At 66.9% G+C, this 24,595-nt stretch carries 33 protein-coding genes and 1 pseudogene; all 34 read left to right on the forward strand.

Features of this window, described 5'->3' with window-relative positions:
* A pseudogene (locus AB0D67_RS28000) lies at nt 1-710 on the forward strand (DNA-directed RNA polymerase subunit beta); the annotation flags it as partial.
* A 26-nt stretch (nt 711-736) separates the two neighbouring features.
* Nucleotides 737-4,624 (forward strand): DNA-directed RNA polymerase subunit beta', encoded by a 3,888-nt coding sequence (locus AB0D67_RS28005; RefSeq protein WP_362942181.1) that lies wholly within the window; start codon nt 737-739, stop codon nt 4,622-4,624.
* A gap of 523 nt (nt 4,625-5,147) precedes the next feature.
* Entirely contained in the window at nt 5,148-5,519 is a 372-nt protein-coding gene (gene rpsL / locus AB0D67_RS28010; protein WP_012887826.1) for a 30S ribosomal protein S12, read from the forward strand.
* Nucleotides 5,520-5,521: 2 nt separating this feature from the next.
* Nucleotides 5,522-5,992 (forward strand): 30S ribosomal protein S7, encoded by a 471-nt coding sequence (gene rpsG, locus AB0D67_RS28015; RefSeq protein WP_362942184.1) that lies wholly within the window; start codon nt 5,522-5,524, stop codon nt 5,990-5,992.
* Between the two features lie 36 nt (nt 5,993-6,028).
* Complete coding sequence (gene fusA / locus AB0D67_RS28020; protein ID WP_362942187.1) at nt 6,029-8,128, forward strand: elongation factor G; 2,100 nt, start codon at nt 6,029-6,031, stop codon at nt 8,126-8,128.
* 158 nt (nt 8,129-8,286) lie between these two features.
* Nucleotides 8,287-9,480, forward strand: coding sequence for an elongation factor Tu (tuf, locus tag AB0D67_RS28025; protein ID WP_362942190.1), 1,194 nt, complete (start codon nt 8,287-8,289; stop codon nt 9,478-9,480).
* 315 nt (nt 9,481-9,795) lie between these two features.
* Nucleotides 9,796-10,104: a 30S ribosomal protein S10 gene (gene rpsJ / locus AB0D67_RS28030; protein WP_030912931.1), complete on the forward strand. Its 309-nt coding sequence runs from the start codon at nt 9,796-9,798 to the stop codon at nt 10,102-10,104.
* A gap of 14 nt (nt 10,105-10,118) precedes the next feature.
* Entirely contained in the window at nt 10,119-10,772 is a 654-nt protein-coding gene (rplC, locus tag AB0D67_RS28035; RefSeq protein WP_362942193.1) for a 50S ribosomal protein L3, read from the forward strand.
* Complete coding sequence (rplD, locus tag AB0D67_RS28040; protein ID WP_362942196.1) at nt 10,769-11,416, forward strand: 50S ribosomal protein L4; 648 nt, start codon at nt 10,769-10,771, stop codon at nt 11,414-11,416. The genes rplC and rplD overlap by 4 nt, the downstream gene beginning before the upstream one ends.
* Nucleotides 11,416-11,718, forward strand: coding sequence for a 50S ribosomal protein L23 (rplW, locus tag AB0D67_RS28045; RefSeq protein ID WP_189246832.1), 303 nt, complete (start codon nt 11,416-11,418; stop codon nt 11,716-11,718). Before rplD ends, rplW begins: the two co-directional genes overlap by 1 nt.
* Nucleotides 11,719-11,810: 92 nt before the next feature.
* A complete protein-coding gene (rplB, locus tag AB0D67_RS28050) occupies nt 11,811-12,647 on the forward strand; it encodes a 50S ribosomal protein L2 (protein ID WP_362942200.1) in 837 nt (278 codons plus the stop codon).
* A gap of 11 nt (nt 12,648-12,658) precedes the next feature.
* Nucleotides 12,659-12,937, forward strand: coding sequence for a 30S ribosomal protein S19 (rpsS, locus tag AB0D67_RS28055; RefSeq protein WP_362942202.1), 279 nt, complete (start codon nt 12,659-12,661; stop codon nt 12,935-12,937).
* A gap of 35 nt (nt 12,938-12,972) precedes the next feature.
* A complete protein-coding gene (rplV, locus tag AB0D67_RS28060) occupies nt 12,973-13,326 on the forward strand; it encodes a 50S ribosomal protein L22 (protein ID WP_362942205.1) in 354 nt (117 codons plus the stop codon).
* Nucleotides 13,326-14,174 carry a 30S ribosomal protein S3 gene (gene rpsC, locus AB0D67_RS28065; RefSeq protein WP_362942208.1) on the forward strand — a complete coding sequence of 283 codons (849 nt, stop codon included), beginning with the start codon at nt 13,326-13,328 and terminating at the stop codon, nt 14,172-14,174. The genes rplV and rpsC overlap by 1 nt, the downstream gene beginning before the upstream one ends.
* A gap of 2 nt (nt 14,175-14,176) precedes the next feature.
* Nucleotides 14,177-14,596 carry a 50S ribosomal protein L16 gene (gene rplP, locus AB0D67_RS28070; protein ID WP_012887838.1) on the forward strand — a complete coding sequence of 140 codons (420 nt, stop codon included), beginning with the start codon at nt 14,177-14,179 and terminating at the stop codon, nt 14,594-14,596.
* Entirely contained in the window at nt 14,596-14,832 is a 237-nt protein-coding gene (rpmC, locus tag AB0D67_RS28075; protein ID WP_362942211.1) for a 50S ribosomal protein L29, read from the forward strand. Before rplP ends, rpmC begins: the two co-directional genes overlap by 1 nt.
* Complete coding sequence (gene rpsQ / locus AB0D67_RS28080) at nt 14,825-15,115, forward strand: 30S ribosomal protein S17 (RefSeq protein WP_362942214.1); 291 nt, start codon at nt 14,825-14,827, stop codon at nt 15,113-15,115. The genes rpmC and rpsQ overlap by 8 nt, the downstream gene beginning before the upstream one ends.
* A 231-nt stretch (nt 15,116-15,346) precedes the next feature.
* Complete coding sequence (gene rplN, locus AB0D67_RS28085) at nt 15,347-15,715, forward strand: 50S ribosomal protein L14 (protein WP_362942217.1); 369 nt, start codon at nt 15,347-15,349, stop codon at nt 15,713-15,715.
* Between the two features lie 9 nt (nt 15,716-15,724).
* Nucleotides 15,725-16,021: a 50S ribosomal protein L24 gene (gene rplX / locus AB0D67_RS28090; RefSeq protein WP_362942379.1), complete on the forward strand. Its 297-nt coding sequence runs from the start codon at nt 15,725-15,727 to the stop codon at nt 16,019-16,021.
* Nucleotides 16,021-16,605, forward strand: coding sequence for a 50S ribosomal protein L5 (gene rplE / locus AB0D67_RS28095; protein WP_362942220.1), 585 nt, complete (start codon nt 16,021-16,023; stop codon nt 16,603-16,605). The genes rplX and rplE overlap by 1 nt, the downstream gene beginning before the upstream one ends.
* A 2-nt stretch (nt 16,606-16,607) precedes the next feature.
* Nucleotides 16,608-16,793 (forward strand): type Z 30S ribosomal protein S14, encoded by a 186-nt coding sequence (locus AB0D67_RS28100; RefSeq protein WP_068896544.1) that lies wholly within the window; start codon nt 16,608-16,610, stop codon nt 16,791-16,793.
* Nucleotides 16,794-16,947: 154 nt separating this feature from the next.
* Nucleotides 16,948-17,346, forward strand: coding sequence for a 30S ribosomal protein S8 (gene rpsH, locus AB0D67_RS28105; protein WP_362942223.1), 399 nt, complete (start codon nt 16,948-16,950; stop codon nt 17,344-17,346).
* Between the two features lie 17 nt (nt 17,347-17,363).
* Complete coding sequence (rplF, locus tag AB0D67_RS28110) at nt 17,364-17,906, forward strand: 50S ribosomal protein L6 (protein WP_362942226.1); 543 nt, start codon at nt 17,364-17,366, stop codon at nt 17,904-17,906.
* 2 nt (nt 17,907-17,908) lie between these two features.
* Nucleotides 17,909-18,292: a 50S ribosomal protein L18 gene (gene rplR, locus AB0D67_RS28115; RefSeq protein ID WP_362942229.1), complete on the forward strand. Its 384-nt coding sequence runs from the start codon at nt 17,909-17,911 to the stop codon at nt 18,290-18,292.
* A 34-nt stretch (nt 18,293-18,326) separates the two neighbouring features.
* Complete coding sequence (rpsE, locus tag AB0D67_RS28120; RefSeq protein ID WP_179819682.1) at nt 18,327-18,959, forward strand: 30S ribosomal protein S5; 633 nt, start codon at nt 18,327-18,329, stop codon at nt 18,957-18,959.
* 3 nt (nt 18,960-18,962) lie between these two features.
* The gene (gene rpmD, locus AB0D67_RS28125; RefSeq protein WP_068896549.1) at nt 18,963-19,145 is read left to right on the forward strand and encodes a 50S ribosomal protein L30; all 183 of its coding nucleotides are present in this window, start codon (nt 18,963-18,965) and stop codon (nt 19,143-19,145) included.
* Nucleotides 19,146-19,147: 2 nt separating this feature from the next.
* Nucleotides 19,148-19,603 (forward strand): 50S ribosomal protein L15, encoded by a 456-nt coding sequence (gene rplO, locus AB0D67_RS28130; protein ID WP_362942233.1) that lies wholly within the window; start codon nt 19,148-19,150, stop codon nt 19,601-19,603.
* A gap of 180 nt (nt 19,604-19,783) precedes the next feature.
* Nucleotides 19,784-21,100: a preprotein translocase subunit SecY gene (gene secY, locus AB0D67_RS28135; RefSeq protein WP_362942236.1), complete on the forward strand. Its 1,317-nt coding sequence runs from the start codon at nt 19,784-19,786 to the stop codon at nt 21,098-21,100.
* Nucleotides 21,100-21,750: an adenylate kinase gene (locus AB0D67_RS28140; RefSeq protein WP_362942239.1), complete on the forward strand. Its 651-nt coding sequence runs from the start codon at nt 21,100-21,102 to the stop codon at nt 21,748-21,750. The genes secY and AB0D67_RS28140 overlap by 1 nt, the downstream gene beginning before the upstream one ends.
* Nucleotides 21,751-22,015: 265 nt before the next feature.
* Entirely contained in the window at nt 22,016-22,834 is an 819-nt protein-coding gene (gene map, locus AB0D67_RS28145) for a type I methionyl aminopeptidase (protein WP_362942242.1), read from the forward strand.
* A gap of 52 nt (nt 22,835-22,886) precedes the next feature.
* The gene (locus AB0D67_RS28150) at nt 22,887-23,315 is read left to right on the forward strand and encodes a DUF1707 domain-containing protein (RefSeq protein ID WP_362942245.1); all 429 of its coding nucleotides are present in this window, start codon (nt 22,887-22,889) and stop codon (nt 23,313-23,315) included.
* 165 nt (nt 23,316-23,480) lie between these two features.
* Nucleotides 23,481-23,969 carry a hypothetical protein gene (locus AB0D67_RS28155; RefSeq protein ID WP_362942248.1) on the forward strand — a complete coding sequence of 163 codons (489 nt, stop codon included), beginning with the start codon at nt 23,481-23,483 and terminating at the stop codon, nt 23,967-23,969.
* A gap of 199 nt (nt 23,970-24,168) precedes the next feature.
* Entirely contained in the window at nt 24,169-24,390 is a 222-nt protein-coding gene (gene infA / locus AB0D67_RS28160; RefSeq protein ID WP_012887858.1) for a translation initiation factor IF-1, read from the forward strand.
* A gap of 24 nt (nt 24,391-24,414) precedes the next feature.
* Nucleotides 24,415-24,528 (forward strand): 50S ribosomal protein L36, encoded by a 114-nt coding sequence (rpmJ, locus tag AB0D67_RS28165; RefSeq protein WP_003956441.1) that lies wholly within the window; start codon nt 24,415-24,417, stop codon nt 24,526-24,528.
* Nucleotides 24,529-24,595 lie beyond the last annotated feature (67 nt).

Consider the following 24,595-nt stretch of genomic DNA (forward strand, 5'->3'; position numbering starts at 1 on the left):
CCGCCCGGGGCTGGGACATCTCCGGTGTCGAGGAGGCCTGGGCCGAACGGCTGCGCGACAAGGGCTTCGCCGAGGTCGAGCCGCGCACCAACATGGCCACCCCGGTGTTCGACGGCGCCAGCGAGGAGGAGATCGTCGGCCTGCTCGACAGCACCCTGGTCAACCGGGACGGCGGCCGCATGGTCGGCCCGAACGGCAAGGCCAAGCTGTTCGACGGCCGCTCCGGCGAGCCGTTCCCGCACCCGATCTCGGTCGGCTACATCTACATCCTGAAGCTGCTCCACCTGGTGGACGACAAGATCCACGCCCGGTCGACGGGCCCGTACTCCATGATCACCCAGCAGCCGCTCGGCGGTAAGGCCCAGTTCGGCGGCCAGCGCTTCGGTGAGATGGAGGTGTGGGCGCTGGAGGCCTACGGCGCGGCCTACGCGCTGCAGGAGCTGCTGACCATCAAGTCCGACGACGTGCTGGGCCGCGTGAAGGTCTACGAGGCCATCGTCAAGGGCGAGAACATCCCCGAGCCGGGCATCCCCGAGTCCTTCAAGGTGCTCATCAAGGAGATGCAGTCGCTGTGCCTGAACGTCGAGGTGCTCTCCAGCGACGGCATGTCGATCGAGATGCGCGACACCGACGAGGACGTCTTCCGCGCCGCGGAGGAGCTCGGCATCGACCTGTCCCGGCGCGAGCCGAGCAGTGTCGAAGAGGTCTGATCTAGAAGCTGAGGAGGGGATTACAAATGCTGGACGTCAACTTCTTCGATGAGCTTCGGATCGGACTGGCGACGGCGGACGACATCCGTCAGTGGTCGCACGGTGAGGTGAAGAAGCCGGAGACCATCAACTACCGGACCCTCAAGCCCGAGAAGGACGGCCTCTTCTGCGAGAAGATCTTCGGTCCCACCCGGGACTGGGAGTGCTACTGCGGCAAGTACAAGCGCGTCCGCTTCAAGGGCATCATCTGTGAGCGCTGCGGCGTCGAGGTGACCCGGGCCAAGGTGCGCCGTGAGCGGATGGGCCACATCGAGCTGGCCGCGCCGGTCACGCACATCTGGTACTTCAAGGGCGTGCCGTCCCGTCTGGGATACCTGCTCGACCTGGCCCCGAAGGACCTGGAGAAGGTCATCTACTTCGCGGCCTACATGATCACGCACGTGGACAAGGAACTGCGCGAGCGTGACCTGCCATCGCTGGAGGCGAAGATCTCCGTCGAGCGGCAGCACATCGAGCAGCGCCGTGACGCCGACGTCGAGGCCCGCCAGAAGAAGCTCGAGGGCGACCTGGCCGAGCTGGAGGCCGCCGGCGCCAAGGGCGACCAGCGCCGCAAGGTCCGTGAGGGCGCCGAGCGCGAGATGCGTCAGCTCCGCGACCGGGCCCAGCGCGAGCTGGACCGCCTGGAGGAGGTCTGGAGCCGCTTCAAGAACCTCAAGGTCCAGGACCTCGAGGGCGACGAGCTGCTCTACCGCGAGATGCGCGACCGCTTCGGCCGCTACTTCCGCGGTGGCATGGGCGCCCAGGCCATCCAGGAGCGTCTGTCCAACTTCGACCTCGACGCCGAGGCCGAGAACCTCCGCGAGACGATCCGCAGCGGCAAGGGCCAGAAGAAGGCCCGCGCGCTCAAGCGTCTCAAGGTCGTGTCCGCGTTCCTGAACACGCGCAACTCGCCCAACGGCATGGTCCTCGACTGCATCCCGGTCATCCCGCCGGACCTGCGCCCGATGGTGCAGCTCGACGGTGGCCGGTTCGCGACCTCGGACCTGAACGACCTGTACCGCCGGGTGATCAACCGGAACAACCGCCTCAAGCGTCTTCTCGACCTCGGCGCGCCCGAGATCATCGTGAACAACGAGAAGCGGATGCTCCAGGAGGCCGTCGACGCGCTGTTCGACAACGGTCGCCGCGGCCGTCCGGTCACCGGTCCCGGCAACCGCCCGCTGAAGTCCCTCAGCGACATGCTGAAGGGCAAGCAGGGCCGGTTCCGCCAGAACCTCCTGGGCAAGCGCGTCGACTACTCCGGCCGTTCGGTCATCGTCGTCGGCCCGCAGCTGAAGCTGCACCAGTGCGGTCTGCCCAAGCAGATGGCGCTGGAGCTCTTCAAGCCGTTCGTGATGAAGCGCCTGGTCGACCTGAACCACGCGCAGAACATCAAGTCGGCCAAGCGGATGGTCGAGCGGGCCCGCCCGGTCGTGTGGGACGTCCTCGAAGAGGTCATCACCGAGCACCCCGTGCTGCTCAACCGCGCGCCCACCCTGCACCGCCTGGGCATCCAGGCCTTCGAGCCGCAGCTGGTCGAGGGCAAGGCCATCCAGATCCACCCGCTCGTCTGCACCGCGTTCAACGCGGACTTCGACGGTGACCAGATGGCCGTGCACCTGCCGCTGTCGGCCGAGGCGCAGGCCGAGGCCCGCATCCTGATGCTGTCCACCAACAACATCCTGAAGCCGGCCGACGGCAAGCCGGTCACCATGCCCACCCAGGACATGGTCATCGGCCTGTACTCGCTGACCACCGAGAAGGACGAGAGCGAGAACGCGCCGGGTCAGGGCCGGGTCTTCGGCTCGGTGTCGGAGGCGCTCATGGCCTTCGACCGCCGCGAGCTGGACATCCAGGCCACGATCCAGGTCCGGTTCGACGGGGACGTCCCGCCGCCGCGCGGCTGGCAGGGTCCCGAGGGCTGGGAGCCGGGCGACCCCTACCGCCTGGAGACCACGCTCGGCCGCTGCCTGTTCAACCAGACGCTCCCGGCGAACTACCCGTACGTCAACTTCCAGGTCGGCAAGAAGCAGCTCTCGGCCATCGTCAACGAGCTGGCCGAGAAGTACCCGAAGGTGGAGGTGGCGGCCGCGCTCGACGCGCTCAAGGACGCCGGCTTCTACTGGGCGACCCGGGCCGGTGTGACGATCTCCATCGAGGACGTCATCGCGCCGCCGAACAAGGCCACGATCATGGAGTCGTACGAGCGCCGGGCCGACAAGGTCCAGCGGGAGTACGAGCGCGGTCTGATCACCGACGAGGAGCGCCGCCAGGAGCTCATCGAGATCTGGACCCACGCCACCAGCGACGTGACCGACGACATGCAGCAGGCGTTCCCCAAGAGCAACCCGGTCTGGATGATGGTTCAGTCCGGCGCCCGTGGAAACCTGATGCAGGTCCGGCAGATCTCCGGCATCCGCGGTCTGGTGTCCAACACCAAGGGTGAGACGATCCCGCGTCCGATCAAGGCCTCGTTCCGCGAGGGCCTGTCGGTGCTGGAGTACTTCATCTCCACCCACGGACAGCGGAAGGGTCTGGCCGACACCGCGCTGCGGACCGCCGACTCCGGGTACCTCACCCGGCGTCTGGTGGACGTCGCTCAGGACGTCATCGTCCGCGAGATCGACTGCGGCACCGACCGTACGGTCCCGCTGCACGTCGCCGAGCGTGACGCGCAGGGCAACCTGGTCAAGCCCGAGAACGGCGAGAGCAACGTGCACGGCCGCATCCTGGCCGAGGACGTCGAGGTGGACGGCAAGGTCATCGTGAGCGCGGGTGTCGACATCAACGACATCCACGTCACCGCGCTGGTCGAGGCCGGGGTGGAGACCGTCAGGACCCGCAGCCCGCTGGTCTGCGAGGCCAAGATCGGTGTCTGCGCCACCTGCTACGGCCGTTCGCTGGCCACCGGCAAGCTCGTGGACGTCGGCGAGGCCGTCGGCATCATCGCCGCCCAGTCGATCGGCGAGCCCGGCACCCAGCTGACGATGCGTACCTTCCACACCGGTGGTGTGGCGGGTGCGGACATCACCCACGGTCTGCCCCGTGTCCAGGAGCTCTTCGAGGCGCGCGTCCCCAAGGGCGTCGCCCCGATCAGCGAGGCCGAGGGCCGGGTCCGCATCGACGAGACCGACAAGACCCGGAAGGTCGTCATCATTCCCGACGACGGTTCCGAAGAGGTCGCCTACCAGGTCTCGATGCGGTCGCGGATGCTGGTCTCGGAGGGTCAGCACGTCAAGGTGGGCCAGCAGCTGATCGCCGGTGCGGTCAACCCCAACGAGGTGCTGCGCATCCTCGGCCCGCGGGCCGTGCAGCTGCACCTGGTGGCCGAGGTTCAGCAGGTCTACCGCTCGCAGGGTGTGTCCATCCACGACAAGCACATCGAGATCATCGTCCGGCAGATGCTCAAGCGCGTGAACGTGCTGGAGTCGGGTGACACCGACATGCTGCCCGGTGAGCTCGTCGAGCGGCCCCGCTTCGAGCGGATGAACCGCGAGTGCGTGGCGGAGCAGGGCACGCCGGCCTCCGGCCGCCCGGTCCTCATGGGCATCACCAAGGCGTCGCTGGCCACCGAGTCCTGGCTGTCGGCGGCGTCCTTCCAGGAGACGACCAGGGTGCTCACGGACGCGGCGATCCACGCCAAGTCCGACTCCCTGCTCGGCCTCAAGGAGAACGTCATCATCGGAAAGCTCATCCCGGCCGGTACCGGCATGCCGCAGTACCGCAACGTCCGGGTCGAGCCGACCGAGGAGGCCAAGGCCGCGATGTACACGGTCGGCGGCTACGACGGCTCCGCGGCGGACTACACCTTCGGTTCGGGCTCCGGCGAGGCCGTTCCGCTGGAGGAGTACGACTTCGGTCAGTACAACCGCTGAGTGTGACGTCGACGGCGCCCGTCCCCTCCGGGGGCGGGCGCCGTCCGCTTTCCCGCTTCCCGCCGAATCCCTGTTGATCTCTCTTGACCGGAATGTTGCGGTGAAGTCCTGACGTTGAGAGGAAGAACGGCCGGAGAAGTCCCGCACGACCGGTAAACTCGTCATGGACCCAGCAGCGACCGGCGGTGAGTCGGCCGCGGGAGTCATGGCACGAATACGGGTGTTCACCGGGACGGCCGGCAGGCGCGATGGTTTTGACGTGTTGCGCTTGACTGGGTAGTCTTACCCACCGTGCCCGTGTCTTCATGGGCCCTCATGCGTGCGCGTCGACAGGTTCCCGCGAGGAGTCGGCAGAGGCGCCGCGTGGTCCCCTCCACCGGGCAGGCTCGGAGCTGGCGCGACAAGTGCGCGACACGCCCGACCGCGTGGGTCGGAGTGGGCGGCCACTTCGCAGGTCATGACACCGGCAGTACCTGCAAAGGCAACAACATTCGAATCACCGGCAAGCACGAACGGAGACGCGGTGCCTACGATTCAGCAGCTGGTCCGCAAGGGCCGCCAGGACAAGGTCACCAAGACCAAGACCCCGGCGCTCAAGGCCAGCCCCCAGCGACGCGGCACCTGCATGCGCGTTTACACCACGACCCCCAAGAAGCCGAACTCCGCCCTCCGCAAGGTCGCGCGTGTCCGGCTCACCAACGGCATCGAGGTCACGGCCTACATCCCGGGTGTCGGCCACAACCTTCAGGAGCACTCCATCGTGCTCGTCCGTGGCGGTCGTGTGAAGGACCTGCCGGGTGTTCGCTACAAGATCATCCGCGGCTCGCTCGACACCCAGGGTGTCCGCAACCGCAAGCAGGCCCGTAGCCGTTACGGCGCGAAGAAGGAGAAGTAAGAATGCCTCGCAAGGGTTCTCCTGGCCGTCGTCAGCTCATGGCTGACCCGGTCCACAACTCGCCGCTGGTCACCGCGCTCATCAACAAGGTGCTCCTGGACGGCAAGCGCTCCATCGCGCAGTCCATCGTCTACGGCGCCCTCGAAGGTGCCCGGGAGAAGACCGGCAACGACCCGGTCGTCACCCTGAAGCGCGCGCTGGACAACGTCAAGCCCACCCTCGAGGTCCGCAGCCGCCGCGTCGGCGGTGCGACCTACCAGGTCCCGGTCGAGGTGCGCGCCTCGCGCAGCACCACCCTGGCCCTGCGTTGGCTGGTGCAGTACTCCCGCGCCCGTCGCGAGAAGACCATGACCGAGCGCCTCATGAACGAGCTGCTCGACGCCAGCAATGGCCTCGGCGCCAGCGTCAAGAAGCGCGAGGACACCCACAAGATGGCCGAGTCCAACAAGGCCTTCGCCCACTACCGCTGGTAACAGCGGGTTCGACGAGACGACGAGGACGCGAGAGAAGTGGCCACCACGACCGCTCTTGACCTGGCCAAGGTGCGAAACATCGGCATCATGGCCCACATCGACGCGGGCAAGACCACCACGACCGAGCGCATCCTGTTCTACACCGGCATCAACTACAAGATCGGTGAAGTCCACGAGGGCGCAGCCACGATGGACTGGATGGAGCAGGAGCAGGAGCGTGGTATCACCATCACCTCCGCCGCTACGACCTGCGAGTGGCTCGGCCACACGATCAACATCATCGACACGCCGGGCCACGTCGACTTCACCATCGAGGTGGAGCGCTCGCTCCGCGTCCTCGACGGTGCCGTCGCCGTGTTCGACGGCGTGGCGGGTGTCGAGCCTCAGTCCGAGACGGTCTGGCGCCAGGCCGACGGTTACGGCGTACCCCGCATCTGCTTCGTCAACAAGATGGACCGCGTCGGCGCGGAGTTCCACCGCTGCGTCGACATGATGGTCAGCCGGCTGAACGCCACTCCGGCGGTCATCCAGCTTCCCTGGGGCGTCGAGGCCGACTTCAAGGGCGTCATCGACCTGGTGAAGATGAAGGGCCTGCTCTGGAGCGCCGAGGCGGCCAAGGGCGAGATGTACGAGGTCGTCGACATCCCGGCCGAGTACGCCGACGCCGCCCGCGAGTGGCGCGACAAGCTCGTGGAGACCGTGGCCGAGAACGACGACGAGCTGATGGAGCTCTTCCTGGAGGGCGTCGAGCCCACCGAGGAGCAGCTGGTCGCGGCCATCCGCCGCGCGACGCTGTCCAGCGCCATCAACCCGGTCCTGACCGGTACCGCGTTCAAGAACAAGGGCGTCCAGCCCCTGCTCGACGCGATCGTCGCCTACCTCCCCGCGCCGACCGACATCCCGGCCTTCAAGGGCCACGCGGTCGGTGACGAGGAGGCGGTCCTGGAGCGTCACGCGGACGTGAATGAGCCGTTCTCCGCGCTCGCCTTCAAGATCGCGGCTGACCAGCACCTCGGTCGTCTCACCTACATCCGCATCTACTCGGGCACCCTCGAGTCCGGCTCCGGGGTCATCAACTCCGTGAAGGGCCGCAAGGAGCGGATCGGCAAGATCTACCAGATGCACGCGAACAAGCGCGAGGAGCGCCCGTCCGCGCACGCCGGTCAGATCGTCGCCGTGATGGGCCTGAAGGACACCACCACCGGTGACACCCTGTGCGACCCGGCCAACCAGGTCGTCCTGGAGTCGATGACGTTCCCGGCCCCGGTCATCAACGTCGCGATCGAGCCCAAGACCAAGGGCGACCAGGAGAAGCTCAGCACCGCGATCCAGCGGCTGGCCGAGGAGGACCCGTCCTTCCAGGTCCGCCGTGACGAGGAGACCGGCCAGACCGTCATCTGGGGTATGGGCGAGCTCCACCTGGAGATCCTCGTCGACCGGATGCGCCGCGAGTTCAAGGTCGAGGCCAACGTCGGCCGGCCGCAGGTCGCCTACCGGGAGACCATCCGCCGCAAGGTGGAGAAGGTCGATTACACCCACAAGAAGCAGACCGGTGGTTCCGGCCAGTTCGCCCGGGTCATCATCGACCTCGAGCCGCTCGGCGAAGGCAACGACGGCTACGAGTTCGCGAACAAGGTCTCCGGTGGCCGCATCCCCAGGGAGTACATCCCGTCGGTGGACGCGGGCGCCCAGGAGGCCGCCGAGTTCGGCGTTCTCGCCGGCTACCCCATGGTCGGGGTGAAGGTCACCCTGCAGGACGGCGCCTTCCACGAGGTCGACTCGTCCGAAATGGCCTTCAAGATCGCTGGATCGATGGCCTTCAAGGAGGCCGCGCGCAAGGCGGACGCCGTAATCCTGGAGCCGGTGATGGCTGTCGATGTCACCACCCCCGAGGACTACATGGGCGACGTCATCGGCGACCTCAACGGCCGCCGCGGGCAGATCCGGGCGATGGATGAGCGCGCCGGCGCGCGTGTCATCCAGGCGCTCGTGCCGCTCTCTGAGATGTTCGGCTACGTGGGTGACCTTCGTAGCAAGACGCAGGGGCGCGCCAGCTTCAGCATGCAGTTCGACTCCTACGCGGAAGTGCCTGCGCACATCGCCAAGGAGATCGTCGCGAAGGTGCGGGGCGAGTAGGTCCGGCATCCGTTCCGGTGGCGGAGGCGACCTGGTCGCCTCCCCGCCGGGAGGGTGCGGGGAGAAAGACGGCTCGCCGGCCGGTCCCGTGAGGGACGGCCTCCCCAAGCCCGAGTGAAAAGACGAAAGTCAAGTCAGAATCTCTAAGGAGACAGACAGTGGCCAAGGCCAAGTTCGAGCGGACCAAGCCGCACGTAAACATCGGCACCATTGGGCACATCGACCACGGCAAGACCACTCTGACCGCGGCGATCACCAAGGTGCTCCACGAGCGTTTCCCTGAGCTCAACGAGGCGACCCCGTTCGACAAGATCGACAAGGCGCCCGAGGAGAAGGCTCGTGGTATCACGATCTCCATCGCGCACGTCGAGTACCAGACCGAGAAGCGCCACTACGCCCACGTGGACTGCCCCGGTCACGCCGACTACGTGAAGAACATGATCACCGGTGCGGCCCAGATGGACGGCGCGATCCTCGTGGTCGCCGCCACCGACGGCCCGATGCCGCAGACGAAGGAGCACGTCCTCCTGGCCCGCCAGGTCGGCGTCCCCTACATCGTCGTGGCCCTCAACAAGGCCGACATGGTCGACGACGAGGAGATCCTGGAGCTCGTCGAGCTCGAGGTCCGTGAGCTTCTCTCGGCTCAGGAGTTCCCCGGCGACGACCTGCCGGTCGTCCGCGTCTCCGCTCTGAAGGCCCTCGAGGGCGACCAGAAGTGGGGCGACAGCATCATCGAGCTCATGACCGCCGTGGACGAGAACGTCCCCGAGCCGACCCGTGAGACCGACAAGCCGTTCCTCATGCCGATCGAGGACGTGTTCTCGATCACCGGTCGCGGCACCGTCGTCACCGGCCGTATCGAGCGCGGTGTCGTCAAGGTCAACGAGACCGTCGACATCATCGGCATCAAGGACACCAAGACCACCACCACGGTCACCGGTGTCGAGATGTTCCGCAAGCTCCTCGACGAGGGCCAGGCCGGTGACAACGTCGGTCTGCTCCTCCGTGGCATCAAGCGCGAGGACGTCGAGCGCGGCCAGTGCATCATCAAGCCGGGCACCACGACTCCGCACACGGAGTTCGAGGGTCAGGTCTACATCCTCTCGAAGGACGAGGGCGGCCGCCACACGCCGTTCTTCAACAACTACCGTCCGCAGTTCTACTTCCGTACGACTGACGTGACCGGCGTTGTGAACCTGCCGGAGGGCACCGAGATGGTCATGCCCGGTGACAACACCGAGATGACCGTCCAGCTCATCCAGCCGATCGCGATGGAGGAGGGCCTCAAGTTCGCGATCCGCGAGGGTGGCCGCACCGTCGGCGCCGGCCGTGTGACGAAGATCCTCAAGTAGTACGCTCGCGGAGCGGCGGCCGGCCCTCGACTCAAAGGACCGGCCGCCGCACCACGAGGTGGCAGTGCCGTACGGCATATGCCACCGGGCACGACCCACGAACCGTGATCTCGCAGTTGGTTCGGCCGAAGTGACCGAAGTAACTGCCAGATCACGGAAGAAAGCGCAGACCGAAAGCGTCTGCTACGTGGGGCACGGACGAGGAAGCCAAGCCGGAGACGGCACGGGCCACCAGGCCCGGCGGACTCGGCCATCACAGCGGCCACAGGCCGCACGCAACTTTTTCAGACGACAGCGAAGGACACCGAGGCCATTATGGCGGGACAGAAGATCCGCATCCGGCTCAAGGCCTATGACCACGAGGTCATCGACGTTTCGGCCAAGAAGATCGTCGAGACGGTGACGCGGACTGGCGCTAAGGTCGCGGGCCCGGTGCCGCTGCCGACCGAGAAGAACGTGTACTGCGTCATCCGTTCGCCGCACAAGTACAAGGACAGCCGCGAGCACTTCGAGATGCGCACGCACAAGCGGCTGATTGACATCATCGACCCGACGCCGAAGACGGTCGACTCGCTCATGCGACTCGACCTTCCCGCCGGCGTTGACATCTCGATCAAGCTCTGAGGGAACGCACTGACATGGCTAAGCAGATCAAGGGCGTCCTGGGCAAGAAGCTCGGCATGACCCAGGTCTTCGACGCGGACAACCGGATGGTCCCGGTGACCGTCGTCGAGGCCGGTCCGTGCGTGGTGACCCGCGTCCGCACCCCCGAGAAGGACGGCTACTCCGCCATCCAGCTCGGCTTCGGGCAGGTCGACCCCCGGAAGGTCAACAAGCCGCTCGGCGACTACCTCCGCAAGCACGACATCACCCCGCGTCGTTACTTCACGGAGATCCGCACCGACGACGCGAACGACTACACCCTCGGCCAGGAGCTGCTGGCCGACACCTTCGAGGCCGGCCAGTTCGTCGACGTGACGGGCAAGAGCAAGGGCAAGGGCTTCGCCGGTGTCATGAAGCGGCACGGTTTCAAGGGTCTGGGCGCCTCGCACGGTACCCAGCGCAAGCACCGCTCGCCGGGCTCCATCGGCGGCTGCGCCACCCCGGGCCGCGTCTTCAAGGGCCTGCGCATGGCCGGTCGGATGGGCAACGTCCGCACCACCATCCAGAGCCTGAAGGTCCACGCCGTGGACGCCGAGAAGAATCTCATCCTGATCAAGGGTGCGATCCCCGGCGCCAACGGCAGCCTGGTCCTCGTCCGCACCTCTGCCAAGAAGGGGGCTGCCAAGTGAGCACCATTGACGTCCTCGACGTGCGCGGAGCCAAGTCGGGCACCGTCGACCTGCCCGAAGACATCTTCGGCGCCAAGGTCAACATTCCTCTGATCCACCAGGTCGTCGTGGCCCAGCTCGCCGCTCGCCGGCAGGGCACCCACAAGGCCAAGACCCGCGGTGAGGTCAGGGGCGGCGGCAAGAAGCCGTACCGCCAGAAGGGCACCGGCCGTGCCCGCCAGGGTTCGACCCGCGCCCCGCAGTTCGCCGGCGGCGGCACCGTTCACGGCCCGGTCCCGCGGGACTACAGCCAGAAGACGCCCAAGAAGATGAAGGCCGCCGCGCTGCGCGGGGCCCTCTCCGACCGGGCCAACGGCGGCCGCGTCCACGTGGTCAGCGGCCTGGTCGAGGGTGAGACCCCGAAGACCAGTGCGGCCCTGGAGTCGCTGCGGAAGATCACGCAGGCTCGCAGCGTTCTCGTCATCGTCGACGAGGGTGACGAGCTCACCTGGCTCAGCCTGCGCAACGCTCCCGAGGTCCACCTGCTGGACGCGGGGCAGCTGAACACCTACGACGTGCTCTGCTACGACGACGTCGTTTTCACTCAGGCTGCGTACGACCAGGTCGTGGAGCGTCTGGGCAAGAGCGGGAAGGAAGACGCCTGATGGAGAAGATCGCCGACCCGCGCGACATCATCATCAAGCCGGTTGTCTCCGAGAAGAGCTACGGCCTGATCGACGAGCACAACAAGTACACGTTCCTGGTACGGAAGACGGCCAACAAGACGCAGGTCAAGATCGCCATCGAGCAGATCTTCGGCGTCAAGGTGGCCAGCGTCAACACCATCAACCGCCAGGGCAAGCGCAAGCGGACCAAGTTCGGCTACGGACAGCGTCCCAACACCAAGCGCGCGATCGTGAGCCTGGTCGAGGGCGACCGGATCGACATCTTCGGTCAGGTCGGCTGACCCGCTCGCACGTAAGTACCCGGCCGGAACGCCCCCCGTCCCATGACGGGGGGCCTTCGGCCGGATCAACCGACAAAGGATGAACGAAAAAGATGGGCATCCGTAAGCTCAAGCCGACGACCCCGGGTCGCCGCGGCGCCAGTGTCTCGGACTTCTCCGAGATCACGCGCAGCACGCCCGAGAAGTCGCTGCTGGCGCCCCTGCACAGCAAGGGCGGCCGCAACGTCCACGGGCGGGTCACCACCCGCCACCAGGGCGGCGGCCACAAGCGCGCCTACCGCATCATCGACTTCCGGCGCCACGACAAGGACGGGATCCCGGCCAAGGTCGCTCACATCGAGTACGACCCGAACCGCACCTCCCGCATCGCGCTGCTGCACTACGCCGACGGGGAGAAGCGCTACATCCTCTGCCCGACCGGCCTCAAGCAGGGCGACCTGATCGAGAACGGCCCCACGGCCGACATCAAGCCGGGTAACTGCCTCCCGCTGCGCAACATCCCGACCGGTACCTTCATCCACGCGGTGGAGCTCCGTCCGGGCGGTGGCGCCAAGCTGGGCCGGTCCGCCGGCGCGCAGATCCAGCTTCTCGCCAAGGAGGGCCAGTACGCCACGCTGCGCATGCCCTCCGGCGAAATGCGCCAGGTCGACGTCCGCTGCCGGGCCTCCATCGGTCAGGTCGGCAACGCCGAGCAGGGCAACATCAACTGGGGTAAGGCCGGCCGTATGCGGTGGAAGGGCAAGCGCCCCACCGTTCGCGGTGTCGCGATGAACCCGGTCGACCACCCGCACGGTGGTGGTGAGGGTAAGACCTCCGGCGGCCGTCACCCGGTGAACCCCAAGGGCAAGCCCGAGGGTCGTACTCGTGCGGCGAACAAGGCCAGCGACCGGCTGATCATCCGCCGTAGGACCAAGCGGAAGAAGCGGTAGGAGCAGCCAAAATGCCACGTAGCCTTAAGAAGGGTCCCTTCGTGGACGACCACCTTCAGAAGAAGGTGGACACGCAGAACGAAAAGGGCACCAAGAACGTCATCAAGACGTGGTCTCGGCGCTCCATGATCGTGCCCGACATGCTCGGCCACACGATCGCCGTCCACGACGGCCGCAAGCACGTCCCGGTGTTCGTCACCGAGTCGATGATCGGTCACAAGCTCGGTGAGTTCGCCCCCACGCGGACGTTCCGCAGCCACGTCAAGGAAGACCGCCGCAGCCGGCGGTAAGCGCCTCAGCGAAGCAGAAGTAAGAGGAGTAAGCGATGGAAGCCAGGGCTCAGGTGCGGTTCGCGCGCCACACGCCCATGAAGGCCCGCCGCGTGGTGGACCTCATTCGCGGGCTGCCCGCTTCGGAGGCGCAGGCCGTGCTGCAGTTCGCTCCCCAGGCGGCGAGCGAGACCGTGTACAAGGTGCTGTCGAGCGCCATTGCGAACGCGGAGCACAACTTCAAGCTCGACCCCGGCACGCTCTTCGTGAGCCGTGCGTGGGTCGACGAGGGCCCGACCCTGAAGCGGTTCCGTCCCCGCGCCCAGGGCCGTGCCTATCGGATCAACAAGCGGACGAGCCACATCACCGTGATCGTGGAGTCCCGCGAGCCGAAGGGGAGGACCCGCTAGTGGGTCAGAAGGTAAACCCGCACGGGTTCCGCCTCGGCATCACGACCGACTTCAAGAGCCGGTGGTATGCCGACAAGCTCTACAAGTCGTACGTTGCCGAGGATGTGGCGATCCGCCGCATGCTCAAGAAGGGCATGGAGCGGGCCGGCATCTCCAAGGTGGAGATCGAGCGGACCACCGACCGGGTACAGGTCGACATCCACACCGCCCGTCCGGGCATCGTCATCGGCCGCCGCGGCGCCGAGGCCGACCGGATCCGCGGTGACCTCGAGAAGCTGACCAAGAAGCAGGTCCAGCTGAACATCCTCGAGGTCAAGAACCCTGAGATCGACGCCCAGCTCGTCGCGCAGGGCGTGGCCGAGCAGCTGTCCAGCCGTGTCTCGTTCCGGCGGGCCATGCGCAAGGCGATGCAGTCGGCGATGAAGAGCGGCGCCAAGGGCATCCGGGTGCAGTGCTCCGGCCGTCTGGGCGGCGCCGAGATGTCGCGTTCGGAGTTCTACCGCGAGGGCCGCGTGCCCCTGCACACGCTCCGTGCCGACATCGACTACGGCCTCTACGAGGCCCGCACCACCTTCGGCCGCATCGGCGTGAAGGTGTGGATCTACAAGGGTGAGGCCCCGACGAGCCGCGCCGAGCGCGAGGCGGCCGCCGCCGGCGCCCGTGCCGGCCAGCGTCGTGACCGCGACGACCGTCGTGGCGGCGGCGCCGACCGTCCCCGTCGTGGCGCCGGTGACCGTCCGCGCCGCGGTGGCGCCGGTCGCGGTGACCGCGCCCCCAGGAACGAGGCGGCCTCGCAGGCCGCCCCCGAGACCGGCCCGGCTGCGCAGCCGGGTGCTGAAGGGAGCTGACCATGCTGATCCCTCGCAGGGTCAAGCACCGCAAGCAGCACCGGCCTGACCGTCACGGCGCCGCCAAGGGCGGCACCAGGGTCGTGTTCGGCGAGTTCGGCATTCAGGCGCTTGAGCACTCCTACGTGACCAACCGCCAGATCGAGTCGGCTCGTATCGCCATGACCCGGCACATCAAGCGTGGCGGCAAGGTCTGGATCAACATCTACCCGGACCGTCCGCTGACCAAGAAGCCGGCCGAGACCCGCATGGGTTCCGGTAAGGGTTCGCCGGAGTGGTGGATCGCCAACGTCAAGCCCGGCCGCGTCATGTTCGAGCTGTCGGGTGTCGCCGAGCCGGTGGCCCGTGAGGCTCTGCGTCGTGCGATGCACAAGCTCCCGATGAAGTGCCGGTTCGTCAAGCGTGAAGTGGGTGAGGCGTGATGGCTAAGGGCCTGACCGCCGGTGAGCTGCGGGTGGAGGACCAGGACACCCTGGTCCAGAAGCTGAAGGAAGCCAAGGAGGAGCTGTTCAACCTCCGCTTCCAGGCCGCGACCGGCCAGTTGGAGAGCCACGGGCGGCTGCGCGCCGTCCGCCGCGAGATCGCCCGTATCTACACCGTGATGCGTGAGCGGGAGCTCGGCATCGTTACGGTTGAGAAGGAGTCGGTCGATGGCTGAGACCACTGAGACCACTGAGACCACGACCCAGGCGCGGAGCTACCGCAAGACCCGTGAGGGCCTGGTCGTCAGTGACAAGATGGACAAGACCGTCGTGGTCGCCGTTGAGGACCGCGTCAAGCACCCGCTGTACGGCAAGGTCATCCGCAGGACGACCAAGTACAAGGCGCACGACGAGGCCAACGCCTGCGGTGTCGGCGACCGCGTCCTTCTGATGGAGACCCGGCCGCTGTCGGCCAGCAAGCGCTGGCGGGTCGTCGAGATCCTCGAGAAGGCCAAGTAACGAACGCGCCCCGTGGGGAGTGACCCGTTCACTCCCCACGGTGGTGTCCAAGGGGGCGAAGAAGATCTTCGCCCCGCCTGCGGCGGCGGCCCGCGGGCGGGAGGACCCCGTCGTACCGCGTAGGCTGCGACGGGCGAACCCGCCAGCAGGGCTGTCCCGGGGGAAAAAGACCCAGCAGGTTCCGCAAGGCTCACCCGAGGGTGAGAACCGGCGAGACAAACAGGAGTACAAGTGATCCAGCAGGAGTCGCGGCTCAAGGTCGCCGACAACACGGGTGCCAAGGAGATCCTTTGCATCCGGGTGCTCGGTGGCTCGGGCCGGCGCTACGCGGGAATCGGCGACATCATCGTCGCCACGGTCAAGGACGCCATCCCGGGCGGCACCGTGAAGAAGGGCGACGTCGTCAAGGCGGTCATCGTCCGTACTGTCAAGGAGCGCCGCCGGCCCGACGGCTCCTACATCCGTTTCGACGAGAACGCCGCCGTCATCATCAAGGACAGCGGTGACCCTCGTGGCACGCGTATCTTCGGTCCGGTCGGACGCGAGCTGCGTGACAAGAAGTTCATGCGCATCATCTCGCTCGCGCCGGAGGTGTTGTAAATGCCGAAGCTGCATGTGAAGAAGGGTGACCTGGTCCAGGTCATCGCCGGCAAGGACAAGGGTGCCAAGGGCCGGGTGATCGCCGCCTTCCCGCGCGAGGACCGCGTGGTGGTCGAGGGCGTCAACCTGATCAAGAAGCACTCCAAGGAGACCCACCAGGGCCCGCGCGGCGCCAAGACCGGCGGTGTGCAGACCATGGAGGCTCCCATCCACGTGAGCAACGTCAAGAAGCTCAAGGATGACGAGAAGCCTGCCAAGAAGGAGTCGGCGAAGCCTGCCTCCGACGAGTCGGGTGAGGACAACTGATGACCGCTGAGACCACCGAGACCGTCCAGGCCGCGCGGCCCGTCCCGCGCCTCAAGCAGCGCTACCGCGAGGAGATCATCGCGAAGCTGCGCGAGGAGTTCGGGATCGAGAACATCATGCTGGTGCCCACGATCACCAAGATCAAGGTGAACATGGGCGTCGGCGAGGCCGCTCGCGACTCGAAGCTCATCGAGGGCGCCGTCCGCGACCTCACCGTGATCACCGGTCAGAAGCCGGCCGTCGTCAGGGCCCGCAAGTCCATCGCCCAGTTCAAGCTGCGTGAGGGCATGCCGATCGGCGCCCACGTCACGCTGCGCGGCGACCGGATGTGGGAGTTCCTGGACCGGCTGCTGTCGCTGGCGCTGCCGCGTATCCGTGACTTCCGCGGTCTGTCGCCCAAGCAGTTCGACGGCAACGGCAACTACACCTTCGGCCTCACCGAGCAGGTCATGTTCCACGAGGTCGACCAGGACAGGATCGACCGCCAGCGGGGCATGGACATCACCGTCGTGACCACCGCTAAGTCCGACGACCAGGGCCGGGCGCTGCTCAAGCACCTCGGATTCCCCTTCAAGGAGGCCTGATCATGGCGAAGACGTCGCTCAAGGTCAAGGCTGCTCGCAAGGCCAAGTTCGAGGTCCGGGCGTACACTCGGTGCTCGCGCTGCGGTCGCCCGCGCGCCGTTTTCCGGAAGTTCGGCCTGTGCCGCATCTGCTTCCGCGAGATGGCGCACCGGGGCGAGCTGCCCGGCATCACCAAGTCGAGCTGGTAGCCGTCCGCGCGGCCGTACGGGTCCCGCAGGGATCCGTGGAGCCGCGCGGCGCCGCCGGCCGCACCAGTAAGTCCATTCACCGGGCGCCGTCCCAGGCGCCCATGACCGCACCGCAGGTCCCCTGGGGAAACCGCGGTGAGGAAGGCCACCGGCCATGACGATGACCGACCCGATCGCAGACATGCTCACGCGTCTGCGAAACGCGAACTCGGCGTACCACGACACCGTGGCGATGCCGTACTCGAAGATCAAGGCGCACATCGCCGAGATCCTCCAGCAGGAGGGTTACATCCAGTCTTGGAGCGTCGAGGACGCCAAGGTTGGAAAGAACCTCGTGGTGGAGCTCAAGTTCGGGCAGAACCGTGAGCGTTCGCTCTCTGGCCTGCGCCGGGTCTCCAAGCCCGGCCTGCGGGTCTATGCGAAGAAGGACAACCTGCCTCGGGTCCTGGGCGGGCTGGGCGTCGCGATCATCTCGACGTCCGGCGGTCTCATGACCGACAAGCAGGCCGGCAAGCGTGGAGTGGGCGGGGAAGTCCTCGCCTTCGTTTGGTAGAAGGGAGAAGTCACAGCATGTCACGAATCGGACGGCTGCCCATCCCTGTACCGAACGGAGTGGACATCGCCATCGATGGCCGGGACGTCACGGTCAAGGGCCCCAAGGGCACGCTTTCACACACGGTCGCTGAGCCGATCGAGGTCGCCAAGGGTGACGACGGCAATGTGACCGTCACGCGCCCCAGCGATGAGAACAAGATCCGTGCGCTGCACGGCCTGTCCCGCACGCTGATCGCCAACATGGTGACCGGCGTGACCCAGGGATACTCCAAGACACTGGAGATCGTGGGCGTCGGTTACCGCGTCCAGGCCAAGGGCCCGAGCCAGCTCGAGTTCTCCCTCGGCTTCAGTCACCCGGTGGTCATCGACGCTCCGGAGGGCATCACCTTCCGCGTCGAGAAGCCGACGCTGTTCCACGTGGACGGCATCGACAAGCAGAAGGTCGGCGAAATCGCCGCGAACATCCGCAAGTTGCGCAAGCCCGACCCGTACAAGGGCAAGGGTGTGCGTTACCAGGGCGAGGTTGTCCGCCGCAAGGTCGGAAAGGCTGGTAAGTAGGCATGGCTGGCAAGACTGCGTTCGGCAAGCACACGGCCGCTCGCGCCGTCTCGCGGGCCCGCCGCCACGGCCGAGTCCGCAAGAAGGTCGTCGGTACGGCTCAGCGTCCGCGCCTGGTCGTCAACCGCTCCACGCGGCACCTGTTCGTCCAGATCGTCGACGACGCTCAGGGCCACACGCTGGTGAGCGCCTCCACCATGGACGCCTCCCTGCGTTCGGCCGAGGGCGCCAAGACCGACAAGGCCAAGCAGGTCGGCGAGCTTCTCGCTCAGCGGGCCAAGGCCGCCGGGATCACCGCCGTCGTGTTCGACCGCGGTGGCAACCGCTACGCGGGCCGCATCGCGGCCCTCGCGGACAGCGCCCGCGAAGGCGGGCTGGAGTTCTGATGGCCCGTCTTACGAATGAGAAGAGGAACCACTAATGGCTGGAGCACCGCGTCGCGGTGGCGCCGCCGGTGGCGAGCGGCGTGATGGTCGTCGTGACGACCGCCGCGGTGGCAACGCCGACAAGGGCGTCTCGTACATCGAGCGCGTCGTGAAGATCAACCGAGTGGCCAAGGTCGTGAAGGGCGGTCGGCGCTTCAGCTTCACCGCCCTCGTCGTCGTCGGCGACGGCAACGGTCTGGTCGGCGTCGGCTACGGCAAGGCCAAGGAGGTGCCCGCGGCGATCGCCAAGGGCGTCGAGGAGGCCAAGAAGCACTTCTTCCGCGTGCCCCGCATCCAGGGCACCATCCCGCACATCGTGCAGGGTGAGGAGGCGGCCGGCGTCGTCTTCCTCCGCCCGGCCTCGCCCGGTACCGGTGTCATCGCCGGTGGCCCGGTGCGCGCCGTGCTGGAGTGCGCCGGCATCCACGACGTGCTGTCCAAGTCGCTCGGCTCGGACAACCCGATCAACATCGTGCACGCCACCGTGGCGGCTCTGAAGGGCCTCAGCAGGCCCGAGGAGATCGCCGCCCGCCGTGGCCTGCCGATCGAGGACGTCGCCCCCAAGGCCATGCTCAAGGCTCGCGCCGAGGGCATCGCCGAGGCGGCGGCGGCTAAGGCGGTGAGCTAGGCGATGGCACGCCTGAAGATCACCCAGGTTCGCTCGAAGATCGGCGGCAAGCAGAACCAGCGTGACTCGCTGCGCTCGCTCGGTCTGAAGCGCATCGGCGACGTCGTCGTCAAGGAGGACCGCCCGGAGATCCGCGGCATGGTCTCCGTGGTGACGCACCTCGTCACCGTGGAAGAGGTCGACTAGACATGGCAGAGAACACTCCGCTCCGTATTCACCACCTGCGGCCGGCCCCCGGCGCCAACAAGTCGAAGATCCGCAAGGGTCGCGGCGAGGCGTCCAAGGGCAAGACCGCGGGCCGTGGCACCAAGGGCACGCACGCCAGGACCACCAACACCCCCGGTTTCGAGGGTGGCAACGTTCCGCTCCAGCGTCGCCTGCCCAAGCTGAAGGGCTTCTCCAACGCCATGTTCAAGACGACCTACCAGGTCGTCAATCTGGACAGGCTCGGCGAGCTCTTCCCCGAGGGTGGCGACGTCACCGTCGAGGCGCTGGTCGCCAAGGGTGCGGTCCGCAAGAGGCAGCCGGTGAAGGTGCTCGGTACCGGCGACATCTCCGTGGCGTTGAACGTGCAGGCGCACGCCTTCTCCGCCAGCGCGAAGGAGAAGATCGCCGCTGCCGGTGGCTCCGTCTCCGAGCTGTAGGCATGGCATGACGTGGCGCGGGGGCTCATAATGGGCCCCCGCGCCCGTAGTGCGTTAGAGTTCGCTGGACAGTGGGCTTCGACTACTCATTTCCGCGGGCTCGTTGACTTGAGATAGTAAGATGCGCCACCCCCGCACCATCGTTGACCGACCTCGCCTTTCAGGCGCGCAGGAGGGACCGTGCTGACCGCGTTTACCCGAGCGTTCCGTACGCCGGACCTGCGCAAGAAGCTGCTCTTCACACTGGGCATCATCGCGCTTTTCCGACTCGGTTCGGTTCTTCCGACCCCGGGTGTAAACAACGAGAACATCGCCCGATGCCTCCAGCAGGCGCAGGCCGGCGATTCCGGAAACATCTACGGCATGGTGCAGCTGTTCAGCGGTGGCGCCCTGCTGAAACTTTCAGTGTTCGCGCTGGGCATCATGCCCTACATCACCGCGAGCATCATCCTCCAGCTCCTCGTTGTGGTCATCCCCCGGCTGGAGGCGCTGAAGAAGGAGGGGCAGGCGGGCCAGACGAAGATCACGCAGTACACGCGTTATCTGACGATCGGCCTGGCGATCCTGCAGTCCACCGCCTTCATCGCCCTCGCGCGCAGCGGGCAGCTGTTCCCGCAGTGCCGCGAAGAGATCCTCATCGACAAGAACAACATCTTCGCCATCGTCACGATGGTGCTGACGATGACCGCCGGCACCGGCGTCATCATGTGGCTGGGCGAGCTCGTCACCGACCGCGGCGTCGGCAACGGCATGTCCATCCTGATCTTCACCCAGGTGATCGCGGTCTTCCCGGCCGAGCTGCTGAACATCGCCCGCCAGAAGGGCGCCTTCGTCTTCGCGGTGGTGATCATCACCGGTATCGCGATGATCGCCCTGGTGGTCATGGTCGAGCAGGCGCAACGCCGGATCCCCGTGCAGTACGCCAAGCGCATGGTCGGCCGCCGGATGTACGGCGGGACCTCGACCTACATCCCCCTGAAGGTGAACCAGGCGGGCATCATCCCCGTCATCTTCGCCTCCTCGCTGCTGTATCTCCCGCAGCTGGTCACGACCCTCTTCAGCAACTCCGCGGAGGAGCCGAACCAGGTCGTCCAGTGGATCGACCAGAACCTGGTGCGGGGCGACACCCCGGCGTACATGGTCACTTTCTTCCTGCTCATCGTCTTCTTCACCTACTTCTACGTGTCCATCACCTTCAACCCCGTTGAAGTCGCCGACAACATGAAGAAGTACGGTGGGTTCATCCCGGGCATCCGCCCGGGCCGGCCGACGGCTGAGTACCTGAACTATGTGCTCACGAGGCTGACCGCTCCCGGCGCGCTGTATCTGGGCCTGATCGCCATGGTGCCGATCGTCGCGCTCGCGGTCGTCGGTGCGAGTCAGAACTTCCCGTTCGGAGGAACGAGCATTCTGATCATGGTTGGTGTCGGTCTCGACACCGTGAAGCAGATCGAGAGCCAGCTCCAGCAGCGCAACTACGAAGGCTTCCTGAAGTAGTGCGTCTCGTCCTGGTCGGGCCCCCCGGAGCGGGTAAGGGGACGCAGGCCCAGTTCATCGCATCGAACCTGTCCATCCCGAAGATCTCGACAGGTGACATCTTCCGTGCCAACGTCTCGGGCGGCACGGAGCTCGGCAGGATTGCCAAAGAGTACATGGACCGCGGCGACCTCGTGCCCGACGAGGTGACGATCGCGATGGTCCGCGACCGCCTCGCGGAGAGCGACGCGCAGGACGGTTTCCTGCTCGACGGTTTCCCCAGGAACGTGCCCCAGGCCGAGATCCTGAAGAAGATGCTCTCGGAGTTCGGCGCGGCCCTCGACGTCGTCCTCGAGCTCGTGGTCGACGACGAGGAGGTCGTGCGCAGGCTGGCGGGGCGCCGCACCTGCGGCCAGTGCGGCCGCATCTGGCACGTCGACTTCGACGACAAGAAGGACGACGTCTGCGACGTCTGCGGCGGCCGGCTGTACCAGCGTGACGACGACTCCGAGGAGACCGTCCGCCACCGGCTGGAGGTCTACCAGGAGCAGACCGCCCCGCTCGTCTCCTTCTACGCCGACGAGGGCATCCTGATCGGTGTGGACGCCACCGGCCCGGTGGAGGAGATCACCCAGCGCGCGATGGAGGCTCTGCGCCCCTTCGCCGACTAGATCCCGGTCCGGGAGTGATCCGCCCGGGTCCCGGTTCGCGAGCGGCCCGTCCGGGCCCGGGAACGGCCCGGCGCGGGAACGGCCGGCTCGGGTCAGCTCCCGGGTCATGACCCGGAGAACGGCTCGCGAGGCGGGCCGGGAGGCCGGAAATCTCATCCAGCACGCCACCCATGGGAACTCCACGGGTGGCGTGTTGTCATTTAGGGCAGAATCGGGGGAATTGGGCTCCTCGACCGCCCGTTGAACCACCCCAGGGGGTGCGCACGTGTTCAAGAAGAACAGGCACGGAATCCAGCTGAAGACGCCCGAACAGCTGGAGAAGATGCGGGCGGCGGGCCTGGTGGTCGGCCGGACGCTGCGACTGCTCCGCGAGAGCGTCCAGCCGGGGATGACCCCGCTGGACCTCGACGGCATCGCGGAGAAGGCCATCAGGGACGAGGGCGCGATCCCCTCCTTCAAGGGTTACCAGGGCTTCCCTGCGACGATCTGCGCGTCGGTGAACAACGAGGTCGTTCACGGGATTCCGAGTGACCGGCGCCCGCTGCGCGAGGGCGACGTCATCTCGATCGACTGCGGGGCCATTCTCGACGGCTGGCACGGCGACTCCGCGATCACGGTTCCGGTGGGCGAGGTGGATCCCAAGCTGACCGAGCTGATGCGGGTCACCGAGGAGGCCATGTGGCGGGGCATCGCCGCGCTCACCGTCGGCCGCCACCTCTCCGACATCGGTCACGAGATAGAGAGGTACGTCCGCTCCCAGGGCCGCTACGGCATCCCCCAGGAGTACGGCGGGCACGGCATCGGCACCGAGATGCACATGGACCCGTGGGTCGCCAACCACGGCCGCCCGGGCCGCGGGCCGCGCTTCGAGGCGGGCATGTGCTTCGCCGTCGAGCCGATGCTGAACCTCGGCACCGACCGGACCAGGGTGCTGGCCGACGACTGGACCGTCGTGACCGTCGACGGAAAGGCGTCCGCGCACTTCGAACACAGCGTCGCGGTGACCGATAATGGTCCGTGGGTACTGACCGCCCTTGACGGGGGGAAAGAGCGGCTTGCCGACCTGTTGGGAGACGCGGGCTAGGCGACCTGCCCGCCGGTGAGCGGATGTGATGCCGATGGCGGTTGGTCCGGAGATGCGCGCCTCTGACGGTGACCGTGACAGGGTCGCCGCGGCGCTGAGAGAGCACTACGCGCAGGGCCGGCTCAGCACGGAGGAGTTCGACGAGCGTCTGGAGCAGCTCTACACCAGCAAGACCTACGGCGAGCTGGCCCGGCTGACCTCGGACCTCCCCGACGTCGACCTGCGGAGCCTCCCCGAGCCCGCCTCCCGGCAGCCGGAGCGCCGTACGAAGGCCAAGTCCGGCAAGAAGTCCGGCGACATCAGGGAGGCGTGGCAGGTCTGGGCGGTGGCCGTCGCGATCAACTGGGGGATCTGGTTCTTCGTCGGCCTGGTGAGCGGCCTCGACTTCCCCTATCCCTGGCCGCTGTGGGTGATGGGGCCGTGGGGCATGGTCCTGCTGGTCATCACGCTGCTCTCGGCGGGCCGCCGCGGGGACCGCTGACGACACCCCGCCGCCGGGGCCTTTCCGGCGTTGTGCGCGATCTTTACTCCCCGAGGGCCTTGCCCCGCGGGCGACCGGGTACATGATCGCCATCGGTGGGCCGTGAGGTGGGGGTGGGCGATGGGGCCTGGTCGCGACGTCGCGACGTGCGCGAGAGTCCTCGGGATGTGCGCGGCCGCGTTCGTGCTCGCCGGCGGCGCCGCAGCGGGGGACGACGTGAGCGTCACCCCGTCCACGGCCCGTCCGGGACAGCTCGTGATCGTCTCCGTCGACCCGTGCGTCGCCCCCGCGGTCGCCTACTCCGCCGCCTTCGACACCACCTCCGCCCGGCTCGGCGACCACGACGGCGCGATGTACGGCACCGCCCGCGTCAGCTTCGACGCCACCCCCGGCTCCTACGTCGTCACGGTCCGGTGCGTCAGGGGCGGGCCGTACAACGGCATGTTCACGGTGGGCGCGTCGCAGCCGGCCGGACACCCCGGAGGAGAAGCGGGGCGGGAGACGGGGGCGGCGTCCGTCGCCCGGACGCTGTGGCTGTTCGGGGCGCTCGCCATCGTGGTGACGGTGCTGGGAGCGGGGCTGACCCTGGCGAGCGGCCGCAGGGCGCGCGATGCCCGCGAGACCTCGCCGGCGCGTGAGGACGACCTGATCTGAGGTATCCTGGATAGCGGTTGTGTCAAGGTACCGGCCGTCTGTTTCGCATTTCATCGCCCGGTGCCGTACACTCCTTCTTCGGTTCACTATGACCATTGCGTGTCGGCGGTTTCGCAACCGCCGCTCTCATCGAAGCGCGTGGTCGCGGCTGCTTAGTGTTCCGATGCCTCAGACGACCGATCAGTGAAACGCGAGGGCCATGGCCAAGAAAGACGGCGCCATCGAGATCGAGGGCACTGTGGTTGAGTCGCTCCCGAACGCGATGTTCCGGGTGCAACTCGACAACGGCCACAAGGTCCTGGCCCACATCAGCGGGCGGATGCGAATGCATTACATCCGGATCCTTCCCGACGACCGGGTTGTCGTCGAACTGAGCCCCTACGACCTCAGTCGTGGGCGGATCGTCTACCGATACAAGTAAGCGTCTGAGGGACGAATTAGGACTATGAAGGTCAAGCCGAGCGTCAAGAAGATCTGCGACAAGTGCAAGGTGATCCGCCGGCACGGTCGCGTCATGGTGATCTGCGACAACCTGCGCCACAAGCAGCGCCAGGGCTAGTCGCAGAACAAGGCCTTACATGAGTCCGCTCCACGTGGCGGACTCGTCCCATGTGGGGCCGTAAAAC

It is taken from the genome of Streptosporangium sp. NPDC048047 (assembly GCF_040653115.1).
Taxonomy (GTDB): Bacteria; Actinomycetota; Actinomycetes; order Streptosporangiales; family Streptosporangiaceae; genus Streptosporangium.

What these genes read in the sequence shown, in the direction of transcription:
- AB0D67_RS28005 (WP_362942181.1), top strand. Translation starts at nt 737, where the DNA reads ATGCTGGACGTCAACTTCTTCGATGAGCTTCGGATCGGACTGGCGACG.
- rpsG (WP_362942184.1), top strand. Translation starts at nt 5,522, where the DNA reads ATGCCTCGCAAGGGTTCTCCTGGCCGTCGTCAGCTCATGGCTGACCCG.
- rpsJ (WP_030912931.1), top strand. Translation starts at nt 9,796, where the DNA reads ATGGCGGGACAGAAGATCCGCATCCGGCTCAAGGCCTATGACCACGAG.
- rplC (WP_362942193.1), top strand. Translation starts at nt 10,119, where the DNA reads ATGGCTAAGCAGATCAAGGGCGTCCTGGGCAAGAAGCTCGGCATGACC.
- rplW (WP_189246832.1), top strand. Translation starts at nt 11,416, where the DNA reads ATGGAGAAGATCGCCGACCCGCGCGACATCATCATCAAGCCGGTTGTC.
- rplB (WP_362942200.1), top strand. Translation starts at nt 11,811, where the DNA reads ATGGGCATCCGTAAGCTCAAGCCGACGACCCCGGGTCGCCGCGGCGCC.
- rpsS (WP_362942202.1), top strand. Translation starts at nt 12,659, where the DNA reads ATGCCACGTAGCCTTAAGAAGGGTCCCTTCGTGGACGACCACCTTCAG.
- rplV (WP_362942205.1), top strand. Translation starts at nt 12,973, where the DNA reads ATGGAAGCCAGGGCTCAGGTGCGGTTCGCGCGCCACACGCCCATGAAG.
- rplP (WP_012887838.1), top strand. Translation starts at nt 14,177, where the DNA reads ATGCTGATCCCTCGCAGGGTCAAGCACCGCAAGCAGCACCGGCCTGAC.
- rpmC (WP_362942211.1), top strand. Translation starts at nt 14,596, where the DNA reads ATGGCTAAGGGCCTGACCGCCGGTGAGCTGCGGGTGGAGGACCAGGAC.
- rpsQ (WP_362942214.1), top strand. Translation starts at nt 14,825, where the DNA reads ATGGCTGAGACCACTGAGACCACTGAGACCACGACCCAGGCGCGGAGC.
- rplE (WP_362942220.1), top strand. Translation starts at nt 16,021, where the DNA reads ATGACCGCTGAGACCACCGAGACCGTCCAGGCCGCGCGGCCCGTCCCG.
- AB0D67_RS28100 (WP_068896544.1), top strand. Translation starts at nt 16,608, where the DNA reads ATGGCGAAGACGTCGCTCAAGGTCAAGGCTGCTCGCAAGGCCAAGTTC.
- rpsH (WP_362942223.1), top strand. Translation starts at nt 16,948, where the DNA reads ATGACGATGACCGACCCGATCGCAGACATGCTCACGCGTCTGCGAAAC.
- rplF (WP_362942226.1), top strand. Translation starts at nt 17,364, where the DNA reads ATGTCACGAATCGGACGGCTGCCCATCCCTGTACCGAACGGAGTGGAC.
- rplR (WP_362942229.1), top strand. Translation starts at nt 17,909, where the DNA reads ATGGCTGGCAAGACTGCGTTCGGCAAGCACACGGCCGCTCGCGCCGTC.
- rpsE (WP_179819682.1), top strand. Translation starts at nt 18,327, where the DNA reads ATGGCTGGAGCACCGCGTCGCGGTGGCGCCGCCGGTGGCGAGCGGCGT.
- rpmD (WP_068896549.1), top strand. Translation starts at nt 18,963, where the DNA reads ATGGCACGCCTGAAGATCACCCAGGTTCGCTCGAAGATCGGCGGCAAG.
- rplO (WP_362942233.1), top strand. Translation starts at nt 19,148, where the DNA reads ATGGCAGAGAACACTCCGCTCCGTATTCACCACCTGCGGCCGGCCCCC.
- AB0D67_RS28150 (WP_362942245.1), top strand. Translation starts at nt 22,887, where the DNA reads ATGCGCGCCTCTGACGGTGACCGTGACAGGGTCGCCGCGGCGCTGAGA.
- AB0D67_RS28155 (WP_362942248.1), top strand. Translation starts at nt 23,481, where the DNA reads ATGTGCGCGGCCGCGTTCGTGCTCGCCGGCGGCGCCGCAGCGGGGGAC.
- infA (WP_012887858.1), top strand. Translation starts at nt 24,169, where the DNA reads ATGGCCAAGAAAGACGGCGCCATCGAGATCGAGGGCACTGTGGTTGAG.
- rpmJ (WP_003956441.1), top strand. Translation starts at nt 24,415, where the DNA reads ATGAAGGTCAAGCCGAGCGTCAAGAAGATCTGCGACAAGTGCAAGGTG.